The sequence below is a fragment of the Psychrosphaera algicola genome (genome assembly GCF_028401425.1).
Lineage (GTDB): Bacteria > Pseudomonadota > Gammaproteobacteria > Enterobacterales > Alteromonadaceae > Psychrosphaera > Psychrosphaera algicola.
The window spans coordinates 4648315-4668173 of record NZ_JAQOMS010000002.1 but is presented as its reverse complement, the minus strand read 5'-3'; the positions used below and the strand labels follow the sequence as shown (position 1 = coordinate 4668173).

The window sequence follows — 19859 nt, the reverse complement described above, 5'->3', positions numbered from 1 at the left end:
GTTTAGTGATTTTGTAAAAAATGCAAAACAAAAGAGCAAGTTAAATCTATTGATAATAAAAAGCGCCTAATGACAATATTAGACGCTTTTACGCTCAGTAAATTTCACCGTTTTAAAGGCTGAACACCATATTATTCACAACACTTAAATCCTTTAAGTTTGTCCTTAACTTTGTCTTCTAATTTATCTTTAATTTTGTCTTCGGCTTCTTTTTTATTTTATCTTCGAATTGCTGTTTTTTGTTGTCTATCAGCGCATCAATTTTGTCTTCCGCTTTATTTTTGAGAGTTGACTCCCATTCATCTAAATCTTTGCCAAAGTCTCTAAGCTTTTGTAACTCAGGGGCTTTTTCCGTCAGGTTTTGCTCAACCTTTTGACTCAATTCAGCTTTGGTTTCGCTTTCAACTTTTTTAAACTCTTTTTGACAGCCGCTCTAAAGGCACTATTTACTTTATTATCAAGGTCAGAATCTACGGCTAAATCAGGTGATTTCAATTTACCACTGACGTTCATATTGATATTAAACTGGTCTACACTCGATAATGAATCCAATAAAATTTCAGCAAAATCTCCAGTCCCATTGCCCGAAAATATTGTTTCACTGAACGCTAATAGATGCTCTGAATTTAATTCGTTCTCATATTCGAATGTACCCGAACCCAGCAGTTTTCCGTGTTCCAACTCTAATGACAAGTCTGAATCACCAGCGATTGAGTAATTATTTACGGCTAGCTCCGACATATTCCATTTACCGTCTGTGGTGAACTTAGCATCTTGTGCCGCAAAAAATGTCCCTTCGATATTTATGCTGCCGCCTTGTTTTGCAACGTGCGACATAACATATTCACCCGGAATATTACGCACATAAGATTCACTCGTAATCTCACTTGCAGTTACCAACCAAGATTTACCACTTAATGTTAGGCTAATTTCCGCATCAACTATCAACCACGTTGGCAATGGGTCGTTTAAAGGAAAGACAATGTTTTCACCGACTATAACCTCTGGCTCAGCCTCTTCCGCTTTTTTATTTTTAAGGTAGTTATCCAAATACGGTTTAGCGGTGGTATAGAACCCCATACCCTGCTCTAAATAAGAAGTGATTTTATCACCAAACAACAATTGGCTTATCGCTAGAGTATTTGGATCATCAATAGGCAATGTTTTTTTAATCGACTCCCAGTCTTGTCCATAGGTGCGTCTTTTAACTCATTATAAGCTTGATCTATTTCGGCTTTGCTAGTTTTGTATTTTGCTTTCGCGGTCTTAATTTTTAGCCTATCCGCATTTATTTCAGCTTTGAGTTTGGCAACTTTTTCCTTCAAAACTTTTAAATCATCTAATGATGATATTTCGGTATCTTCAATTTCTTGCCATTGTTGTTCATAACTTTTCACCGAACCTTTATCCGGGAGGTCCTTATAAACCGACTTTAACTCGCTGCTTTGTGTTTTCCAAACCTGTTGAAAATTTTTCGCTTTAATTTCGGTTTGTAGATCTGCTTTGGCTAAGAGTTCTTTAGAACTTGGGAATGACATCCCTTCATGTTGGTCATTTTCCGTTGTATCAGAATCAGTCTCTTGTGACGTATCTGCTGATTGGTCATCTTTAACTATACGGACACCGGGTTCTGCTCTTGCACCGTCAAATTGTAATTCAACTACTTTTAAACTGTCGATTACTGTATTACCCATCAAATAATCTAGGGGTCTGACTTGTACTTCTGCTTGGTCAAACTGGAACAGATTACGGTTTAAGTTATCAGGATCGGTTTGTTGTAGGTTTTCTATTGTTAACCCAAATGGAGACCAACTAACATTGACTGCTTCTATTTCTGTTTCCGTGCCAAAAGTCGACTCTAACGCCATTTGTAGCCCAAATTTTGCGGCTGGATTAATACCAAAATAAACAGCCGCTGCTATGACGGCAACGCCACCTATCCCACCAACTCTGAGTAACCCTTTTGGTTTCGCCTTTGCTTTAGCGTCAGCCTCTTTATTCTCGTCGACTTGGCCTTCCACTTCTGCGCTTTTTTCGCTACTTCTTTTTACTCATGAAACTTATTTCCCTATTCGACTACGCAGATTGAACGCTTAGATAGATTTGGTAAAACTTACTTGCTTTTAAACTTTGAACAATTTTAAAACGCTCGACAAAGTGTTTCATTGCTAAGCGATACTTAACAATTAACCAAAACGACAACGCATAAATTGGAACGATTAATATAATCGAACTCACTAATTGTCCCATAACGGCACTATTATAAAGTTCCGAAAATCTAAACCAGGTAGCCTGATATAGCTCTGTCCAAGTTGAAACTAACGATGGAAGTTGCAATAAATAACCACCAAAATCTGAAATAAACGTAATGAATAACAACTTCAAGCCACTAAACACCGCGAGCATTGCAATGAAAACGGTCAAATTCGCTCGCAAAACAATCAGTAATAATAAAATAAAAACACCAAAAACGCTCATGATGGAATTAAAACCTGCTAACATTGCTAACACAATGGCGAGTGCCAGATGTTTCGGCTCTGAATCTGAATTAAGTACATTTAATAATTTGGCTATTAGGGTAAACACAACCTCTCCTTTTTATTTAAAACCTGTCTATAATTAATAACACATGTCTGCTGATAGAAAATTACTTTAATTAATATAAAGTTAAATATTAGCGATAAAAGGCCGATAAACCAAAATAATTAATTAAAAGAAGATCATTCATATGTTTGTTTCAAAATCTAGATATGACGCTTTGTCATCAGAGAATACTCGGCTTAAGGCTGAAATTGTATCGTTAAACCAAACGGTAACCAATGCAGACGAACTTATTTTGGAGTTACAAAATGAAAAAATGCGTTTGATCAGTCGTTTAATGAATTTGACGCACAGTTATTAGCCTGTACGGTTGACTCGTTCGAGCAAATAAAATCGGTTCGAGAAGCGGTTGCAGTATCATTTCAACAAATAGAGGAAGAAAGTCGCTCTATCGCATTGATTAATGAACTGTTTGATACCTCATCAAATGCACTAAATTCAATCGTTGGTGGCATGGCGGGTCTTGGCGACCAAATGGGTTCGATGACAACCAATATTTCAGGCTTATCTGAAATGGCTGATAAAATTAATACCTTTGTATCCACTATTTCGAAAATTTCGGACCAAACCAATTTATTAGCACTTAATGCAGCCATTGAAGCTGCGCGTGCGGGGAAGCGGGTCGCGGCTTCTCTGTTGTTGCCGATGAAGTTCGTGCGTTGGCGAACAACACGAATGAATCTGCAAACGAAGTGTCTGATCTCGTAAATGAAATTATCCGCTCGACCAATGAAACTGTTACCTCAGTTGATCGAATTCAATTAAGCAACCGAGACTTGTCTAACGGCGTAAATACATTAAATGAAGATTACAGCAACATCATTGGTGTTTGTAATCAAATGAAATCAACAATTGAGTCCGCCACAATGCAATCGTTTATTCAAACCGTTAAGTTAGATCATGTGGTTTGGAAAGGTGATGTATATGCGGTCGCTGCAGGGCTTAGTTCGAAATCAATTAACGAATTTGCCGACCACTCGTCGTGTCGTCTTGGTCAATGGTATGTAACTGAAGGTAAGAGTAAATTTGGCAGTAACACAACCTTTATGCATATTGATGAACCTCACCGCCAAGTGCATAAGTTCGGACTAGAGGCGTTAAAACAACTTGAAAAAGGTGATAAAGCAGAGGCAATAAATACGCTCAATAAAATGGAACAGGCTTCAAATAAAGTAACAGGATTGTTAGACAACTTGCTTCATTCTTAAGCCACTAAACGTCTAAATTGCGCTGTACTTGCCAAAAGCCACAATACTTTTGTAAGTACAGCATAAACGCCTCAGTCTAATCAATGCCAATCAGCCTATCCTCCAACGCCGTTGAATTTGAGCGTACTTTGAACCTGAGTCACTCTTACACTGTTATGAATTTTTGAGCTCAGTATCATCAACATTACTCAATAACAAAGCTAACCAACGACTGTCGGCATTTGCCTCAAGCGCAATTTTTACTATCATCGTAAGGGGTACAGAAAGTAACATTCCGACAGTGCCTAATAACCATCCCCAAAATATCAAAGATAAAAATACAACCAAGGTTGATAAACCTAAACCACGGCCCATAAATTTAGGTTCAATGACATTGCCAAAAATCGTGTTAATCGCAATATAGCCTAACGCCAAAATGCCCGCAACCGCTGGACTTTGGACAACAATGGCAAGCAGTACCGCTGGCACAGCAGCAATAATTGATCCTATGTTAGGAATGAAATTAAACAAAAATGCCAACACAGACCAAAGCAATACGTAATCAATATCTAATATCCACAATAAGACGCCAACCGCTGTTGCGGTTCCTAAACTGACTAGAGATTTAATCGCGAGATAACTATTTACAGACTCTAAAAAGCGGTCTACATGACGCATTTTCATTGTAGGATCGTCTAATGCAATATGAACCTTCTTAGATACATCCGGCGCTTCAAACAACATAAAAACAACGGTAAGAATGATTAAAAATAAATTGGCCATAACACCGCCAAATCCACTTAATAAATTGCCAACCATTTGCATAGCAATACTCGGATTAAAGTATTGAGTCAGTAACGATTGATCTACATGAATATCAAATAACGCAAGTTTGTTCACTATCCACTCGAGCTCATTAGATAACTTTGCTTGGTAAACAGGCAGCGACTGTGAAAAGTCATTAAACGATTGCCCAACAACGCCAGCGATGGACATTCCAGCACCGACTAATAGACTCAAAATAATGAGCACAGCAAAGACTCGAGGGATCCGAAGTGCAATTAGTTTATTAACTAGTGGATTGGCAATAATGGCGATAAACATGGATAACAAAAATGGAACTAAAATGGCGCTCGCCGCTTTTATTCCTGCCAATAAAATAATTAAACAGGCCATCGTAAATAAAAATCTTGTGGCAAAGTTCATTTCGAGCTTAGACATCTACTTTTCCTTTAAGGATATTTGCGTTCACTTATTGCAACTGAACAATTTTAGCAATTTTACTAAATTGCTAATCTAAAATTTGTTGTTACCAAAAATAATAAACTAAATGGTTGATTTGGTTCATTGTCCCATTTAAATTGGGAGCCTAAAGGTAATGTTAGGCTTTTAAACCAAATTACAGCTCTTTTGAGCCACAAAACTAACAAAAACCTATAGTAAAGCTATTTTACTGAAATTAAAAAATAAATTGGCAGGTTAATGAATATTCTAATTACCGGTGGAACAGGATTATTGGGAGCAGCGCTTATAAGGCTCCTCAGATTTGATAATGAAGTTCACAAATTGACTGTTTTTACTCGTAACTACGCAAAGGCCTGCAGAAACCTGCATGCTTCAATTACCGTTATTGACTCATTTGATGAAATAAACTTAGTCGATTTTGACGCAATTATTAACTTAGCTGGTGAACCCATAGTTGATAAAAATGGACCGCTAAGCGTAAGAAGCAAATAATGAGCAGCCGGTTTGATACAACAAAGGCTCTCGTTGCTAAAATAAACTCGGAATGCAGTGCAGATAAAAAATCCAATTTATTAGTGCAAGTGCTGTGGGTATTTATGGCCCACAAGGTGCAGAGTCTATAGACGAAACATTTAGCTCATTTGGCAATGACTTCGGTAGTAAGTTATGTCAGCAATGGGAAGAAATTGCTACCACGGCAAAACACGCTAATGTCACCTTGCTTCGGACAGGCATTGTCCTGTCTAACCAAGGTGGCGCTTTAGAAAAAATGATCCCGCCATTTTGGGCTGGATTTGGTGGAAAAATTTCTAATGGCAAGCAATATATGCCTTGGATCCACGTAAAAGACTGGGCTAGCGCTGTGAAGTTTGTTCTGGAGAATAAAAACATTAGTGGTCCGATTAATTTGTCAGCTCCAACCCCAGTTTCGAACAAAGAATTTACTCATGCCCTAGCAACTGTCTTGCATCGCCCGGCGATCTTAAGAGTCCCTAGGTTTGTATTGCGAATGACATTGGGCGAAAGAGCTGACCTTATAATATTTGGCCAAAACGCTGTTCCTACTAAATTACTCGACAATAAATTTGAATTTAAATATCCAGTTTTAGCTGACGCGCTCGAAGATCTACTTTTACTTTAAGAAAAGCCTCGGACCAAGTGGTGTTTGCATTTGGTCCAATACAGCTTCTTCAAAGACATTTATTTTCCACTACCCGCCAAAATTTTAACAACAACTGAATTTCAACAGTAAAACTTAATTTTTGTAACAGTCTCGACAAAAGCGACTGACAATAATGAGTGTGATGGATTTTAGACTCGGTTTCTGGATTCTGATTAAGACAATAATTTAGCGTAAACGATGATTTATACTAAACATCAAATAAACCTAATGTATAAAGAGCTTTATCGATAAGTAGCAAAGGTGTGCAGGCTTTTAATGGGCTCAATAAGCCGATATTTAGGCGTATATTACAGGCAATAAAAACCCCAGTGATATTAATCACTAGGGTTGTTTATATGGCGGAAAGCGAGGGATTCGAACCCCGGAAGGTTTAACCCTTCGCCTGATTTCAAGTCAGGTGCATTCGACCGAGCTCTGCCAGCTTTCCATTAGTCGATGTAATCGAGTTGTAACAACTCGATGTAAAAATAAGTGGCGGAGAGGGAGGGATTCGAACCCCGGAAGGTTTAACCCTTCGCCTGATTTCAAGTCAGGTGCATTCGACCGAGCTCTGCCACCTCTCCACTTGATGGGGCGCATATTAGTGACCTAATCGCCTGATGTAAAGTGTAAATCTAAAAAAACGTAAAAAGTGAGTTGAATGGTGCTTTTTAAACCACTGAGGTTGAATATTCATCAAAAACCCCAAAAACAAAGAAATAAGCGGCCAAATTTCAAACACCAAAATGATTGCTGTTATCATTGCTGTTATCATCGAATAAAAATTTTAACGCTAGCCTAAAAATTCCAAAAACTTAGCGACTAGTTGCAGTAAAAAACAAATTTAGTTCGAATATTAAGCGGCAATAATTATCGTAAGTGATAATGTTAAAAAACTAAATTGCTGGGAAGCGCTGCCACACAACACTTACAGGCACATAAGTTACCAATAAGACACAATTAAAATACATAATTAATATTTATTAATAAACTTGAATAAAATTTCTTTACCCCAATGTATTGACCAGAGACGTAATTTGGTGAAAACTACGTTTAGTTTGTCATAATTATTTTGTTGAATAACAGGAGTTCACAATGGACAGCAGAACAGCGTATCAAAGTACTGAAGCATCTGTATTACAGACGAATAAGGTATTACGCAATACTTACTCATTACTCGCGATGACGCTTGCCTTCGCTGCTATCGTCGCTGGTGCAGCAATGGCATTGAATTTACCACACCTAGGATTAATCCTAATGTTGGTTGGATTTTATGGCTTGTTGTTTTGGGTTCATAAAGCGGCGAATTCATCTACTGGCTTAATTGCAGTATTTGCTTTTACAGGCTTCCTTGGTTATAGCCTTGGACCAATACTAAATATGGTTATCGGCGCAGGCGGCGGCGAGATTGTTATGACTGCGCTTGGTGGCACAGCCCTAACCTTCTTCGGTGTTTCGGCTTATGCGTTGACGACTAAACGTGACTTGTCATTCTTAAACGGCATGATGATGGCAGGATTCTGGGTTATTATTGCAGCAGTAGTTGCAAACATTTTCCTAAACCTTCCAGCGTTATCGTTAGTCATTAGCTCGATGTTTATTTTATTCTCATCTGGTGCAATTTTGCTTCAAACTCAAGCAATTGTGCGTGGTGGTGAAACAAACTACATCTTAGCAACAGTGACGTTGTTTGTATCGATTTACAACATCTTCCTAAGCCTTATTCAGTTACTAACTGCATTTGGTGGTAGTGACGATTAATTTCGTTACCTTACTTAATCATTAAAAGCCTCACATAGTGAGGCTTTTTTTGCCACTTTTTCGCCATTGTTTTTCACACCTGACCAATCACTTAAATGATTTACTCTATAGCTTGTTTATTGTTTGTCGCCGCTTTCTTCCGTGCCCTAATTTCAGATTTAATTCAGTATTCTTTTTTAACGTAAAGTATTAGCAAGTTGTGGTAGATGTAATACAATGACGGCACTACCCTTACATTGTGTTTTGAATTCCTTATTGAGTGTTTTATGAATCGCTTTATTCTCGTATTACATTGCCCGCCTTGGTCTCACCAGAGTGTGGCGACGGCCTGCCAATTTGCTCAAGCGGCCATTGACCGTGGAAATTCAATTACAGCGGTTTTTTTGTATCAAGACGCAGTATTAAACGGGTCTAATAATTTGGATATCCCCTCTGATGAACTCAATGGTCAATCGCAATTAGTTAACTTAAATTCACAACATAATATCCCGCTATTGATGTGCGTGACTGCGGCGGAAAAACGCGGTGTTAATGCCGATGCACTGCACCCGAGCTTTACCCTTTCCGGCCTAGCTGAATTTGCTGAGCTCACCACTGAGTCTGACAAAATGGTGCAGTTTAAATGAATGACCAAGTCATAAACGACATATTAATCATCCATACACAAAGTGCGTTGAATGCTTTAGCTGGTAAAGAAGCATTGGATTTGTCTTTGATTTTTGGCGCATTTGACCAACGGGTCAGTGTGTTATTTTTAGGATTAGGCGTGACTCAGTGTTTAATTGAGCAAACCCCGAACTGATAGGTCAGAAAGACTATTTGAGCACCTTTAAATTACTTGAAATGTACGATATAGAAGAAACATTCGTTTGCCAAAAGTCATTAAACAAGTTGGGGTTCCATAAAAAAATGTGATGCCAAGCGTACTGACATTAGACCCCGGCGGCATTATTCAGTTAAAACAAAACGCCAAACACATTTACGTTATTTAAGTTGAAATAATCATGACCACAACAAATAGCTTGCACATCTTATTTACGTCCGAACAATGGAACAACGTGAAACAACTCTTGTCCAGTGGCGACAAAGTGCTATTTACTCAGGACGCTGTGTATAGGCTGCCTACGATAAAACCCATAGATAACATCAGTTTTTTCGCTCGAGAACTTGACTGTAACGCCCGACATATAAGGGAAAATGAACACTTTGAAATGATTAACGACCCGCAGTGGGTCGAGTTTTGTGAAAGCGCAAATAATATATTAAGTTGGTAAATAAGCACCATGATCGAATTTAACGGCACTTCTTATGAAACAGACAAACATGAATACCTGATCAATTTAGACGATTGGAGTATAGAACTAGCCAATCATATCGCAGAATTAGAAAACATCACAATGACAGATAATCACTGGGAAGTGGTTAATTTTGTCCGAAATTTTTATATCGAATTTAAAACAAGCCCGGCTATACGTCTATTAGTCAAAGCGATGGCAAAAGAACTCGGGGCAGATAAAGGTAACAGTATTTATCTTTATCGATTGTTCCCAAAAGGGCCTGCAAAACAAGCGACTCGAATTGCAGGGCTACCAAAACCAGCTAAATGTATTTAGGAAAAACCGTGACCACATCAATGTTTATAACTTGCTCCACCTGTTTTGCTAAAAATCGCGTACCTGAAGATAAAATTGAAGCGGATGGCATTTGCGGCAAATGTAAAAACAAATTACTTTTGGGCGCACCAATTGAACTGACAGACGCCAACGTCTTTAAATTTATCCAGAACAATGACCTACCTGTCGTAATCGACTTTTGGGCTGACTGGTGCGGTCCATGTAAGTCTTTTGCGCCACATTTTCAGCAAGCCGCCATGGCCTTTAAACACACCTATCGCTTTGGCAAATTAAATACTCAAAACGCTCAATCGAGCGCAGGCATGTTTAATATTCGTAGTATTCCAACCTTAATCGTATTTAAGCAAGGAAAAGAAGTAGATAGAGTCTCTGGGGCATTGCCACCACAAGACTTAACGCGTTGGTTGCAGTCGCATATCGGATAGTTTTTGGCGTATATAATTGGGTTAAAAACAAAAAAGGTTAGCAAAATTGCTAACCTTTTTTAATACTTCAGAGTAAGCCAATACCTATTTTGGCACTGGGAAGCCTCTGTCACGCATTAGTGCTTCAACTTTAGCATCACGTCCTCTAAACAAACGATACGCCTCTGCAGGGTCAATAGCGTTGCGTACAGAGAACAAATGGTCGACCAACTTCTTCGCCATACCCTTGTCGTAATAACCACCTTGGTGAGCCTTCAAATGCTTCAGCTGCGTCAGACGTTAATACTTCTGCCCACATATAACCGTAGTAACCAGCAGAATAACCTTCACCTGAGAATATATGCCCAAAATGTGGCGTTCTATGACGCATAACTAATTCAGACGGCATACCCATTTCAGCGAGTGTTTCACGTTCAAATTTATCTGCATCTAAACCTGCCGGGTCCATGCTGTGTAATTTAAGATCAATTATTGCAGACGCAAGATACTCCGTGGTTTTAAACCCTTCGTTAAATGTTGCTGCTTTTTTGATTTTAGCCACTAGATCAGCAGGAATTGGCTTACCTGTTTTTTGATGCGTTAAGTAGTTATCAATAACCGGATCCGTTGTTAACCAACGTTCTAGCAATTGTGACTGGAATTCAGTGTAGTCACGAACACCACCATTTTGCGATGGGTATTCAACTTGAGACGACAGTGAATGCAAAGCATGACCAAACTCGTGGAATAAGGTTTCTGCATCAGACCAAGAAATAAGTGTTGGTTTGCCCGCCTCACCCTTGATGAAGTTAGAGTTATTTGACGCCAATACATTGGTTTTACCCTGGAAAGTTGTAAAGCTGCGGTATGAGGTTGCCCATGCACCAGAGCGTTTGCCTTTACGAGCGTATGGGTCTAGATACCAGACACCGACATGTTCGCCAGTAGATAGCTTAGTGACTTCCCATACTTTTACATCTTCATGGAAGACAGGAACAGAGCCCTCTTTGACCGCGTCAAATTTAAAGTCAAACAACTTACCAGCAACATAGAACATCGCTTCACGTAAGTTATCAAGTTGTAGGTATTGTTTCACTTCATCTGAATCTAGGTCGTATTTAGCTTTACGCACTTTTTCGGCGTAAAAACGGTAGTCCCATGGTTCAATTTTGATATTTGCTTTTTCAGCATCTGCTACGGCTTGCATATCCGCAACTTCTTCTTTTACGCGAGCGATCGCGGCAGGCCAAACAGCATTCATGAGATTAAATGCGTTTTCAGGATTTTTCGCCATACGGTCTTCAAGACGCCATTCAGCGTAATTTTTATAACCGAGTAATTGAACACGTTCATGGCGTAACTTTAGGATTTCAGCGATATTTTTATTGTTATCAAATTCATCACCGTTATCGCCACGACTATAGTATTTGTTCCATACTTCTTTACGTAACTCACGCTCGTCTGAATACGTTAAAAACGGGTCCATCGAAGAACGCGTGTTGGTAATTGCGTATTGACCTTCTTTACCCAGCGCTGCTGCAGCAGATGCAGCCGCTGTGATTACCGACTGCGGTAACCCACCAAGTTGTGACTCATTTAAATAGGTAACATAGTTTTCTTCGTCGGCTAATACGTTATTACCAAAGTTAGTGTGTAGCTCTGCCAAAGCTAGGTTAATAGCAGCAAAACGTTCTTTATCTTCAGCAGATAATTTAGCGCCACTGCGGACTAAACCTTTGTAGCTGTTTTCAACTAAACGTTGTTGATCTTTACGTAACGTCTTCATTTCTTTGCTTTCGTAAACGGCTTTGATCCGAGCAAATAATGTTTCGTTCTGGCTAATCTGAGAATAATGCTTAGAAATTAATGGTGATAACTCTTTACCCACTTCGCGTACTTCCGGTGACGACATGTTTGAACGCCAAATTCCGTAGTATGTCCATACGCGATCTAAATCTTCACCAACGGCTTCTAATGCAACGATAGTATTTTCGAAAGTAGCCGGCGCTTTATTATTAGCAATTGCTTCAACTTCAGCTAAATGCGATTTCATTGCGATTTTAAAAGCCGGTATCAAATCGTCAAGTTTTACAGTGTCAAACGCTGGTACACCTTCAAATGGACCTGTCCATGGTTTCAAAATAGTGTTTGTGGTATTTTGCGCTGCAGATACCTCAGCAACAGGTGATTTAACATCACTGCCGCCACAAGCTGTTAAGCCACCAAGCAGAGCGACCGCAACTGCAAGTTTTATCGATTTTTTCATTAGATTAACCTTTTGTTATTGTTACAAACATATAATCAGAGGCAACACCTACCTGCAAGGGTTTGCGTGTTCAACGACCTATTTTACAAGCTGAACTTTGTAAAGATTTTTATCCTTTCGTAAAAACGTGCAAGTTTTATGGCCAAACTGAGTAAAACAACGCCTTATCCCAATTCTAAGCCTTAACAAGCCTGTCGATATATTCATTAGGCATTGGACAATAAGCCCATTTTATTTAAGTACCATATTTATCGGATTTGTCTCCTGAGTCGCTTTGCTTAACTTCTTAATGTGGTCGAAATTCAACAAAATTAACGCACTTTTTATTGTGTTTAATTCTGGCCGATTGACTTATCAATTGTGAGCAATGGCACAAAATAGTGCCTGTTATCAACTTGTCTCCTCGCTTTACGTGCTTTTTGTTAATAAACAAAGGTCGTTTTATCATCAAATTATTTATTTTTTAAATCAAACCAGCCCCTCTAAATAGGTGCATTGAAAGCAACATTAGATACGTATAGACGTCTAGATGTAAAAAAGTATTAGGTGTTAGCACTGTTTTTGGATTAAAATTACGTAACTTTGGCTAATAATCAAAATAGCTAAACACACTAATTTTCAAAATAAGTTTTCATCTGAGAGAAATTATTCATGGCAAAACATTTATTTACATCAGAATCTGTTTCTGAAGGACACCCGGATAAAATCGCGGATCAAATATCTGACGCTGTACTTGACGCAATATTAGCGCAAGATCCTAAAGCTCGAGTTGCCTGCGAAACATACGTTAAAACCGGTATGGTCATGGTTGGTGGTGAAGTAACTACTAGCGCTTGGGTTGATATCGAAGAATTAACTCGCAATACCGTAAAAGAAATTGGTTATGTGCATTCAGATATGGGTTTTGATGCAGATTCATGTGCCATTTTAAATACCATCGGCAAACAATCGCCAGACATTAACCAAGGTGTTGATAGAGCAGACCCTAGTGAACAAGGTGCCGGCGACCAAGGCTTAATGTTTGGTTATGCATGTAATGAAACTGAAGTTTTAATGCCTGCGCCAATTGAATATTCTCATCGTTTAGTTAAACGTCAAGCGCAAGTGCGTAAAGACGGGACACTACCGTGGTTGCGTCCAGACGCTAAATCACAAGTTACCTTTGCCTACGAAAATGGCAAGCCAGTTGGGATCGACGCCGTTGTTTTATCGACTCAACATTGTGACTCTATTACCCAATCAGATCTTGTTGAAGCGGTTATGGAAACTATCATAAAGCCAACATTACCGGCTCAATGGTTAACGAAAGAAACTAAATTTTTCATTAATCCAACAGGTCGTTTTGTCATCGGTGGACCAATGGGTGATTGTGGTTTAACGGGTCGTAAGATCATCGTTGATACCTATGGCGGCATGGCTCGTCACGGTGGTGGCGCATTCTCTGGTAAAGATCCATCAAAAGTTGACCGTTCTGCTGCTTATGCGGCTCGTTATGTTGCCAAGAATTTAGTTGCTGCTGGTTTAGCTGACAAAGCCGAACTTCAAGTTTCATATGCAATTGGTGTTGCTGAGCCAACGTCAATCAGTATTGAAACATTTGGCACGGGTAAATTTGAAGAAGATAGAATTATCCAACTTGTTCGTGAACACTTTGATTTACGTCCATACGGTTTGATTCAAATGCTTGACTTAGAACGTCCAATATATAAAGCGACCGCAGCCTATGGGCACTTCGGTCGTGAAGAATTCCCTTGGGAAAAAACCGACAAAGTTGAAGCGCTTAAAGCGTCTGTTGGTTGGTAAAAAGCAAAATTAAAAAAGCCCCAGATAACCGTCTAATAAATGGTCACTGGGGCTTTTTTATTGCTACCGTTTTATCCAATGCTCACTATTGCAATAAGTGCCTTTTTGCAATAGTGAGCTGTTATCATAACTCAGCAAGTCGCTTAACGACCGTCACCGTCCCAGCGAAACATAAGCGCGCCAATTGTCAGAAAAACAAATGTCATCACCGCTAATGGAATAGTGTGCGTGGACAATGCAACAAAGTCAGCGCCTTCTATCATCACGGCTCGAGCCCCTTCCACCAGATGAGTTAATGGCAAAAAGTAGGATATTTGTCTAATAAACTCAGGGCTCCCCTCCAATGAAAACCAAACACCGGATAAGATCATCATTGGTCAGGTGACCAAATTTAGCAACCCACCGGTTAATTCTTCACTGCGACTGCGAGAAGACAACAACAGACCTAATGAAATTAACGACATCGCCCCTAAAACAGCGACAAGTAATAAGTTCCAAAACGAGCCCAACATATAGAAATCGAATATAAAATCACATCCGGCAAATACTGAACCCGAAATAGCAATGACTATCCATAGACGCGAGGTGATCTGCGCCGCTAAAAACTCGATGGCTTTAACAGGCGTGGCATTAAGTCGTTTTAACACCATATTTTTACGGTAACGTACGATGACATAACCTACACCAAATAAACAACTGAACATCATGTTCATGCCCAAAATTCTAGTAATACCCAATCGACATAACGAATGGCTCGGCCATCAATAAACGACGACTGCCAACGCTCGTCAATAGCACCAGACAGCATCTTTTGAACGATATAGCTGTTTGCTGAAGATTCGTTTTGCCAAATCTTTTTATTCGTGTGGTCTATCACTAAATCAAGTTGATGACGCTCCAATTTGGTCATCGCAGCGTCAATGTCTTGATAGTCGACAAAATTGATAAAACGCACATCGCTAAAGGCGCTAAAGTTTTCGGGCTTATCTATCACACCAACTTTGTAAACGTCTTTATCATTGTCGGAGAAAACCACCGCAAAACCCGCCAACAACAAAACCGGAAATATAATGCTCCAACTAAGTGACGATTTGTCTCTGAAAAATTCTAAATTGCGGGCTTTTAAAATGGCCCAAAAGCGCTTTAATGCCAACATGTTATTCTCCCGCCTTTACGTCAATAGTAGGTCCAGTAAGCGCATGACCTGTAAGTTTAATAAATAGATCATCTAAGTTTGCGGATTTAACTTGCAAGCCATCAAGAGAAATTCCCTGCGACAGTAATTCCGTTATGGTTTTTTCAACATTAATGGCATCAATATCATAAAAACCATCACCGTAAGGGCGAGTCCCACTTGGTAAGGTGTGCCCTTCTAAATTTGGTTTTGGTAAGCGGATAATCGCCCCTGAAAAATGCTGTTGTAGTAGATTATCTGGGCTGTTATGGGCAATGATTTCACCACGGTCCATAATCGCAATTTCGTCACATAAATACTGAGCTTCATCCATATAATGCGTTGTGATGATAATGGTTTTACCCGAGTTTTTAATCTCAGTAAGCAGATCCCAGAAGTTACGCCTAGCGTGGGGATCAAGCCCAGTTGTTGGCTCGTCCAAAAATATGATCTGTGGGTCATTCACTAATGCTAAGGCGAGAAGCAAACGTTGCTTTTGTCCACCTGACAATTTTTGGTGATTACGGTCTTTGACTTCAACCAAGTCACACATAGTGATGAGTGTATCCGTTGCCAACGTATTTTTATAAAAGGAAGCAAATAAGTTAATGGTTTCGGTGACCGTTAAGAAGTCTTGTAGAGCAGTTTGCTGGAACTGTATGCCTATCTGGTCTAACGCCGCTTTTGTCAACGTTTTACTAAATAACTTAATTTGGCCTTTACTCGGTGGGGTTAAGCCTTCCATCATTTCTATAGTTGTTGTCTTTCCAGCGCCATTTGGGCCCAACAAACCAAAACAAGTCCCATGTTGAATATCAAATGAGACATTATTGACGGCAATAACATCTTTATATTGTTTAATTAATCCTTCGACAGAGATAATAGGATCCATTTGCACTCCTTAAATAAAGCCGTGCCGCATAATAGCAATTCAAGGTATATTTTTCATAGAAAATTAGTAACAAAAAACTTGGGTTCGACGGAATAAACTAAAGCAACTGAGGCTTAACGAATTATTGTTCATTAAAAAAATAGTTATGTGATAACCATAGGCATATCAAAATCAGCCTGCTAAAATTGCAAAAAAAGCAAATAGAAACGCCATGAGAATACCTCGAATTTATCATTCTTCACCATTGCAATTAAATAGCAACTGCGAGTTAGACTCGGACGCTGCAAATCACGTCGCTAAAGTATTACGCTTGAAACAAGGTTACAAAATCATATTGTTTAATGGCGACGGGCACGATTACCTTAGCGAAATTACGGATGTGAGCAAAAAGTCAGTCCAAATATTGCCTCTAGAAAAAGCCGCGATTGAAAATGAGTCACCGTTAAATATTCATTTGGCTCAGGGCATTTCCCGCGGTGATAAGATGGATTTTACCATCCAAAAATCCGTTGAATTAGGCATTATGGAGATCACACCAGTTTTTACTGAACGTTGTGGCGTTAAATTAGCTGGTGAACGATTAGAGAAAAAACACCAGCAGTGGCAAAAAATAGCAATCTCGGCCTGTGAACAAAGTGGTCGCGCTATTATTCCTGTTGTTCACCCACCAATCAGTTTGTCTGAGTTTTTAAAACAAGAAACTAACCAACTGAAGTTGAATTTACACCCTAAAGCCTCCACTTCTATTAAAACGATTACAATACCTGACAGTGGCGTCCGTTTTATTATCGGCCCAGAAGGTGGTTTAAGTGACGAAGAAATTCGCCAAGCAGGTGACGCCAATTACACAGACATTCAACTTGGCCCAAGAGTATTACGCACTGAAACCGCCGCGTTAACCTTATTAGCATCACTGCAATTTCAGTTTGGTGATTTAGCTTAATTTTTAATACTAGGATTAAAAATGACAAAAAAACTTGGCATTGTGATGGATCCCATTGCAGATATTAATTTGAAAAAGATTCGAGCTTTGCAATGTTGCTGCAAGCACAGGCACGGGGCTATGAATTGTACTACTTTGAAATGAACGACCTATTTTTAGAAAATGGTCGAGCATATGGTCAAGCGCGTCAATTAACCGTACAAAATGTGGTGGGCGATCACTTCACTCTTGCCGAGTCTAACGACATATTATTGTCTGATCTAGACGTGATACTAATGCGTAAAGATCCTCCTTTTGATACCGAATTTATTTACGCCACCTATATTTTAGAGCGTGCAGAAGACGAAGGTACTTTGATCGTTAACAAACCTCAAAGTCTGCGTGATGCTAATGAAAAATTATATACCAGTTGGTTCTCAGAGTTTACACCGCAAACATTAGTAACTCGCAGTGATAAGCAGATCCGGGCTTTTTATGAAAAACATGGCGATATCATCCTCAAACCACTTGATGGTATGGGTGGAGCCTCTATCTTTAGAGTTAAAGCAGGTGATCCTAACCTTGGTGTGATCATTGAAACACTTACGGCACACGGTACTCAATTTGCTATGGTCCAAGCGTTTATCCCAGATATTTCTAATGGCGATAAACGGATCCTGATTGTAGACGGTGAACCTATGCCTTATTGCCTTGCTCGCATACCAGCAAAAGGTGAAACCCGCGGTAATTTAGCAGCTGGCGGTCGAGGCGAAGCACGTCCACTGTCGGACACCGACTGGAAGATTGCCAATGCAATTGGGCCTACATTAAAAGCTAAAGGCCTAATATTTGTTGGCTTAGATGTGATTGGTGATTTTGTCACCGAGATAAATGTTACTAGCCCAACGTGCATCAAAGAAATTGAAGCAGCATTTGACGTAGATATTACAGGCGCACTGTTTGACGCTATTGAACAACGCATAAGCGCGCAATAGTAAAACAAGCACATTCTCAAAAGCGCAATTAATAGGAGTTTTAATGACGGCAGAAATTACAGAAATCACCAATTTAACGAACCAACTATTGATTGCGATGCCTTCTTTAGATGGTTCATTTTTTGGTCGGTCAGTGACCTACATTTGCGAACACGATGATCAGGGCGCAATGGGCTTGGTCATTAACAAATCATCTGAGATCAGTGTTAGTCGACTGTTAAACGAAATTGACATTGAAACCAGTGAATCATCGGCATTGTCATCAAAAAATGTGCTAACAGGTGGTCCGGTGCAAACTGACCGTGGTTTTGTATTGCACACAGGGGGCAAAATTTGGACTTCAAGTATAGCGCTTCCGGGCGACATCAATGTAACAACGTCGAAAGATATATTGCAAAGCTTGTCAACCGAGCAAGCACCTGATCAATTTTTATTAACTTTAGGCTATGCAGGATGGACTGCTGGTCAATTGGAAGATGAAATGGCGAACAATGCCTGATTAACAATTGAAGCTGACCACGATATTTTATTCAATACCCCAGTTGAAAAACGTTGGGAAAGAGCAATCCAAAAACTGGGCATCGACATCAGTCAACTGTCCGCAATTTCAGGACACGCTTAATGAAGTCAAAAACCATTATTGGTATCGACTACGGCACAACTAGCATTGGTTTTGCAGTAGGACAATCATTAACCGGTACGGCATCCCCCTTGAAGCTTTACGAGCGAAGGATGGTGTACCTCAGTGGGACCAAGTTGAAAAGCTACTTACCACTTGGGAACCAGACCTAGTGGTTGTCGGATTGCCACTTAATATGGATGGTACAGAACAACCGATGACTGCCCGCGCAAAAAATTCGCCAACAAGATCCATGGTCGCTTTGGTTATGCCATAGAAACCCATGACGAACGTCTGACTACAGTTGATGCCAAGGCAGATTTATTTGCATCCGGTGGCTTTCGTAACTTAAAAAAGGTAATGTTGACTCACAATCAGCAGTAGTTATATTAGAAAGTTACTTTGAAAACTGCTACTAACCCCAAACGCGCTTTAGTTATTGGCGCAACAGGCCTTGTCGGTCAATCATTAATTACTCAGTTATTGGCCGACGAACACTATTGTCAAGTTATCAACTTCAGTCGCTCTGACTTACCCGCAAACTTTACACACAATAAATTGGTCCAGATAAAAACAGACTTTGATCACCTTGAAGCCCATGTTCAAGATATTGTTGGCGACACGTTATTTTGTTGTTTAGGCACCACAATTAAACACGCAGGCAGTCAACAGGCAATGATTAGAGTTGACCAAACCTACCCAGTTGAGTTTGCAACATTAGCTAAATTAAATGGCGCAACTCGGTTGGTTTTTATTTCTTCCATTGGTGCAAAAGTCGGCGCGTCATCGTTCTATTTAAATTTGAAAGGCGAAACCGAACACCAATTATTGCAACTTGGTTTTGACCACTCGTTAATCGTCCGTCCAAGTGTATTAGTCGGCCCTCGTCCAGAGAAACGGATAGGTGAAACTTTTGGGAAATATGTTTTAACTGCGTTGCAATTCATACCTTTTATTAGTCAATATAAGCCAATTACTGCCGATACGGTTTCCCGAGCGGTGTGCCAGATAATAGCTGATCAAAAACAATCCGTTACAATTGCAGAAAACCGAAGATTACAATCTTTTAAAAACCCGAAGATTAGAATCTTTTAAAACTAAGATGGGCTATTTTTTAAGTAATATTGAAACGCCAAAATTAAGTATCTCCACACCTTATTGGTTAAAAATTACACTATTTTTTTAGTAAATAAA

The 19859-nt window shown here is 39.5% G+C and carries 22 protein-coding genes, 2 tRNA genes and 5 pseudogenes; 17 read left to right on the top strand and 12 right to left on the bottom strand.

Annotated features, from left to right (window positions below; all coding sequences use genetic code 11):
- Positions 1-178: 178 nt before the first annotated feature.
- The 4 genes from PN838_RS25660 to PN838_RS25645 are packed head-to-tail and all read right to left on the bottom strand — an operon-like array spanning position 179 to position 2586.
- Positions 179-382 carry a hypothetical protein gene (locus tag PN838_RS25660; protein WP_272182454.1) on the bottom strand — a complete coding sequence of 68 codons (204 nt, stop codon included), beginning with the start codon at positions 380-382 and terminating at the stop codon, positions 179-181.
- Complete coding sequence (locus PN838_RS25655) at positions 379-1161, bottom strand: hypothetical protein (RefSeq protein WP_272182453.1); 783 nt, start codon at positions 1159-1161, stop codon at positions 379-381. Before PN838_RS25655 ends, PN838_RS25660 begins: the two co-directional genes overlap by 4 nt.
- Positions 1134-2021: a hypothetical protein gene (locus PN838_RS25650; RefSeq protein WP_272182452.1), complete on the bottom strand. Its 888-nt coding sequence runs from the start codon at positions 2019-2021 to the stop codon at positions 1134-1136. Before PN838_RS25650 ends, PN838_RS25655 begins: the two co-directional genes overlap by 28 nt.
- 55 nt (positions 2022-2076) lie before the next feature.
- Complete coding sequence (locus PN838_RS25645; RefSeq protein ID WP_272182451.1) at positions 2077-2586, bottom strand: TIGR03546 family protein; 510 nt, start codon at positions 2584-2586, stop codon at positions 2077-2079.
- Between the two features lie 142 nt (positions 2587-2728).
- Between PN838_RS25645 and PN838_RS26830 the strand changes: the two genes are divergently transcribed.
- From PN838_RS26830 to PN838_RS26820, 3 genes and pseudogenes are all read left to right on the top strand, one after another.
- On the top strand, positions 2729-2902 hold the full coding sequence (locus PN838_RS26830; RefSeq protein WP_334313457.1) for a hypothetical protein: 174 nt from the start codon (positions 2729-2731) through the stop codon (positions 2900-2902).
- A 152-nt stretch (positions 2903-3054) separates the two neighbouring features.
- Positions 3055-3398 (top strand): annotated as a pseudogene (locus PN838_RS26825) (methyl-accepting chemotaxis protein); the annotation flags it as partial.
- A 42-nt stretch (positions 3399-3440) separates the two neighbouring features.
- Positions 3441-3809: a CZB domain-containing protein gene (locus PN838_RS26820; RefSeq protein ID WP_370661137.1), complete on the top strand. Its 369-nt coding sequence runs from the start codon at positions 3441-3443 to the stop codon at positions 3807-3809.
- 153 nt (positions 3810-3962) lie between these two features.
- Here the strand turns inward: PN838_RS26820 and PN838_RS25635 are convergent, their stop codons facing one another.
- Complete coding sequence (locus tag PN838_RS25635; protein ID WP_215964847.1) at positions 3963-5009, bottom strand: AI-2E family transporter; 1047 nt, start codon at positions 5007-5009, stop codon at positions 3963-3965.
- Between the two features lie 261 nt (positions 5010-5270).
- On the opposite strand from PN838_RS25635, the gene PN838_RS25630 reads away from it, so the two are divergent.
- Together PN838_RS25630 and PN838_RS25625 are read left to right on the top strand one after the other, a co-directional pair.
- Complete coding sequence (locus tag PN838_RS25630; RefSeq protein WP_272182450.1) at positions 5271-5525, top strand: NAD-dependent epimerase/dehydratase family protein; 255 nt, start codon at positions 5271-5273, stop codon at positions 5523-5525.
- A 70-nt stretch (positions 5526-5595) separates the two neighbouring features.
- Positions 5596-6174: a TIGR01777 family oxidoreductase gene (locus PN838_RS25625; RefSeq protein ID WP_370661136.1), complete on the top strand. Its 579-nt coding sequence runs from the start codon at positions 5596-5598 to the stop codon at positions 6172-6174.
- 378 nt (positions 6175-6552) lie between these two features.
- On the opposite strand, the gene PN838_RS25620 is transcribed toward PN838_RS25625, so the two are convergent.
- Both PN838_RS25620 and PN838_RS25615 read right to left on the bottom strand, forming a co-directional pair.
- Positions 6553-6643 (bottom strand) — tRNA-Ser (locus PN838_RS25620).
- Between the two features lie 45 nt (positions 6644-6688).
- Positions 6689-6779, bottom strand: a tRNA-Ser gene (locus PN838_RS25615).
- A 511-nt stretch (positions 6780-7290) separates the two neighbouring features.
- On the opposite strand from PN838_RS25615, the gene PN838_RS25610 reads away from it, so the two are divergent.
- The 6 genes from PN838_RS25610 (at position 7291) to trxC (ending at position 10015) form a co-directional block, all read left to right on the top strand.
- Positions 7291-7956 carry a Bax inhibitor-1/YccA family protein gene (locus PN838_RS25610; RefSeq protein ID WP_272182448.1) on the top strand — a complete coding sequence of 222 codons (666 nt, stop codon included), beginning with the start codon at positions 7291-7293 and terminating at the stop codon, positions 7954-7956.
- A gap of 266 nt (positions 7957-8222) precedes the next feature.
- Positions 8223-8582 carry a sulfurtransferase complex subunit TusD gene (gene tusD / locus PN838_RS25605; protein WP_272182447.1) on the top strand — a complete coding sequence of 120 codons (360 nt, stop codon included), beginning with the start codon at positions 8223-8225 and terminating at the stop codon, positions 8580-8582.
- The gene (locus tag PN838_RS25600) at positions 8579-8758 is read left to right on the top strand and encodes a hypothetical protein (RefSeq protein WP_272182446.1); all 180 of its coding nucleotides are present in this window, start codon (positions 8579-8581) and stop codon (positions 8756-8758) included. The genes tusD and PN838_RS25600 overlap by 4 nt, the downstream gene beginning before the upstream one ends.
- A gap of 202 nt (positions 8759-8960) precedes the next feature.
- On the top strand, positions 8961-9230 hold the full coding sequence (locus PN838_RS27780) for a DsrH/TusB family sulfur metabolism protein (RefSeq protein WP_370661073.1): 270 nt from the start codon (positions 8961-8963) through the stop codon (positions 9228-9230).
- Between the two features lie 9 nt (positions 9231-9239).
- Positions 9240-9569 carry a TusE/DsrC/DsvC family sulfur relay protein gene (locus PN838_RS25595; protein WP_272182445.1) on the top strand — a complete coding sequence of 110 codons (330 nt, stop codon included), beginning with the start codon at positions 9240-9242 and terminating at the stop codon, positions 9567-9569.
- A gap of 20 nt (positions 9570-9589) precedes the next feature.
- Positions 9590-10015: a thioredoxin TrxC gene (trxC, locus tag PN838_RS25590; RefSeq protein WP_215964941.1), complete on the top strand. Its 426-nt coding sequence runs from the start codon at positions 9590-9592 to the stop codon at positions 10013-10015.
- An 84-nt stretch (positions 10016-10099) separates the two neighbouring features.
- Here the strand turns inward: trxC and PN838_RS25585 are convergent.
- A pseudogene (locus PN838_RS25585) lies at positions 10100-12260 on the bottom strand (M3 family metallopeptidase).
- Positions 12261-12911: 651 nt separating this feature from the next.
- On the opposite strand from PN838_RS25585, the gene metK reads away from it, so the two are divergent.
- Positions 12912-14063: a methionine adenosyltransferase gene (metK, locus tag PN838_RS25580; protein ID WP_215964839.1), complete on the top strand. Its 1152-nt coding sequence runs from the start codon at positions 12912-12914 to the stop codon at positions 14061-14063.
- Positions 14064-14206: 143 nt separating this feature from the next.
- Here the strand turns inward: metK and PN838_RS25575 are convergent, their stop codons facing one another.
- From PN838_RS25575 to PN838_RS25560, 4 genes are read right to left on the bottom strand one after another with little or no spacing between them, the layout of a single operon-like run.
- Positions 14207-14437, bottom strand: coding sequence for an ABC transporter permease (locus PN838_RS25575; protein ID WP_272182444.1), 231 nt, complete (start codon positions 14435-14437; stop codon positions 14207-14209).
- A gap of 3 nt (positions 14438-14440) precedes the next feature.
- Positions 14441-14770 (bottom strand): ABC transporter permease, encoded by a 330-nt coding sequence (locus tag PN838_RS25570; protein WP_272182443.1) that lies wholly within the window; start codon positions 14768-14770, stop codon positions 14441-14443.
- 2 nt (positions 14771-14772) lie between these two features.
- Positions 14773-15219, bottom strand: a complete 447-nt coding sequence (locus PN838_RS25565) for an ABC transporter permease family protein (RefSeq protein WP_272182442.1) — start codon at positions 15217-15219, stop codon at positions 14773-14775.
- A gap of 1 nt (position 15220) precedes the next feature.
- On the bottom strand, positions 15221-16129 hold the full coding sequence (locus tag PN838_RS25560) for an ABC transporter ATP-binding protein (protein WP_272182441.1): 909 nt from the start codon (positions 16127-16129) through the stop codon (positions 15221-15223).
- A gap of 211 nt (positions 16130-16340) precedes the next feature.
- Here PN838_RS25560 and rsmE point away from each other — a divergent pair, with 211 nt between their 5' ends.
- From rsmE to PN838_RS25535, 5 genes and pseudogenes are all read left to right on the top strand, one after another.
- Complete coding sequence (gene rsmE / locus PN838_RS25555) at positions 16341-17072, top strand: 16S rRNA (uracil(1498)-N(3))-methyltransferase (protein WP_215964837.1); 732 nt, start codon at positions 16341-16343, stop codon at positions 17070-17072.
- A 21-nt stretch (positions 17073-17093) separates the two neighbouring features.
- Positions 17094-18046: pseudogene (gene gshB / locus PN838_RS25550) on the top strand (glutathione synthase).
- Positions 18047-18110: 64 nt separating this feature from the next.
- A pseudogene (locus PN838_RS25545) lies at positions 18111-18668 on the top strand (YqgE/AlgH family protein).
- A pseudogene (ruvX, locus tag PN838_RS25540) lies at positions 18668-19084 on the top strand (Holliday junction resolvase RuvX). Before PN838_RS25545 ends, ruvX begins: the two co-directional pseudogenes overlap by 1 nt.
- On the top strand, positions 19068-19760 hold the full coding sequence (locus PN838_RS25535) for an NAD(P)H-binding protein (RefSeq protein ID WP_272182440.1): 693 nt from the start codon (positions 19068-19070) through the stop codon (positions 19758-19760). The pseudogene ruvX and the gene PN838_RS25535 overlap by 17 nt, the downstream one beginning before the upstream one ends.
- The last annotated feature ends 99 nt before the right edge of the window (positions 19761-19859 follow it).

Coding starts and splice junctions, on each gene's coding strand:
- PN838_RS26830 (WP_334313457.1), top strand. CDS start 2,729: ATGTTTGTTTCAAAATCTAGATATGACGCTTTGTCATCAGAGAATACT.
- PN838_RS26820 (WP_370661137.1), top strand. CDS start 3,441: ATGAAATCAACAATTGAGTCCGCCACAATGCAATCGTTTATTCAAACC.
- PN838_RS25635 (WP_215964847.1), bottom strand. CDS start 5,009: ATGTCTAAGCTCGAAATGAACTTTGCCACAAGATTTTTATTTACGATG.
- PN838_RS25630 (WP_272182450.1), top strand. CDS start 5,271: ATGAATATTCTAATTACCGGTGGAACAGGATTATTGGGAGCAGCGCTT.
- PN838_RS25610 (WP_272182448.1), top strand. CDS start 7,291: ATGGACAGCAGAACAGCGTATCAAAGTACTGAAGCATCTGTATTACAG.
- tusD (WP_272182447.1), top strand. CDS start 8,223: ATGAATCGCTTTATTCTCGTATTACATTGCCCGCCTTGGTCTCACCAG.
- PN838_RS25600 (WP_272182446.1), top strand. CDS start 8,579: ATGAATGACCAAGTCATAAACGACATATTAATCATCCATACACAAAGT.
- PN838_RS27780 (WP_370661073.1), top strand. CDS start 8,961: ATGACCACAACAAATAGCTTGCACATCTTATTTACGTCCGAACAATGG.
- PN838_RS25595 (WP_272182445.1), top strand. CDS start 9,240: ATGATCGAATTTAACGGCACTTCTTATGAAACAGACAAACATGAATAC.
- trxC (WP_215964941.1), top strand. CDS start 9,590: ATGTTTATAACTTGCTCCACCTGTTTTGCTAAAAATCGCGTACCTGAA.
- metK (WP_215964839.1), top strand. CDS start 12,912: ATGGCAAAACATTTATTTACATCAGAATCTGTTTCTGAAGGACACCCG.
- PN838_RS25575 (WP_272182444.1), bottom strand. CDS start 14,437: ATGATGATCTTATCCGGTGTTTGGTTTTCATTGGAGGGGAGCCCTGAG.
- PN838_RS25570 (WP_272182443.1), bottom strand. CDS start 14,770: ATGATGTTCAGTTGTTTATTTGGTGTAGGTTATGTCATCGTACGTTAC.
- PN838_RS25565 (WP_272182442.1), bottom strand. CDS start 15,219: ATGTTGGCATTAAAGCGCTTTTGGGCCATTTTAAAAGCCCGCAATTTA.
- PN838_RS25560 (WP_272182441.1), bottom strand. CDS start 16,129: ATGGATCCTATTATCTCTGTCGAAGGATTAATTAAACAATATAAAGAT.
- rsmE (WP_215964837.1), top strand. CDS start 16,341: ATGAGAATACCTCGAATTTATCATTCTTCACCATTGCAATTAAATAGC.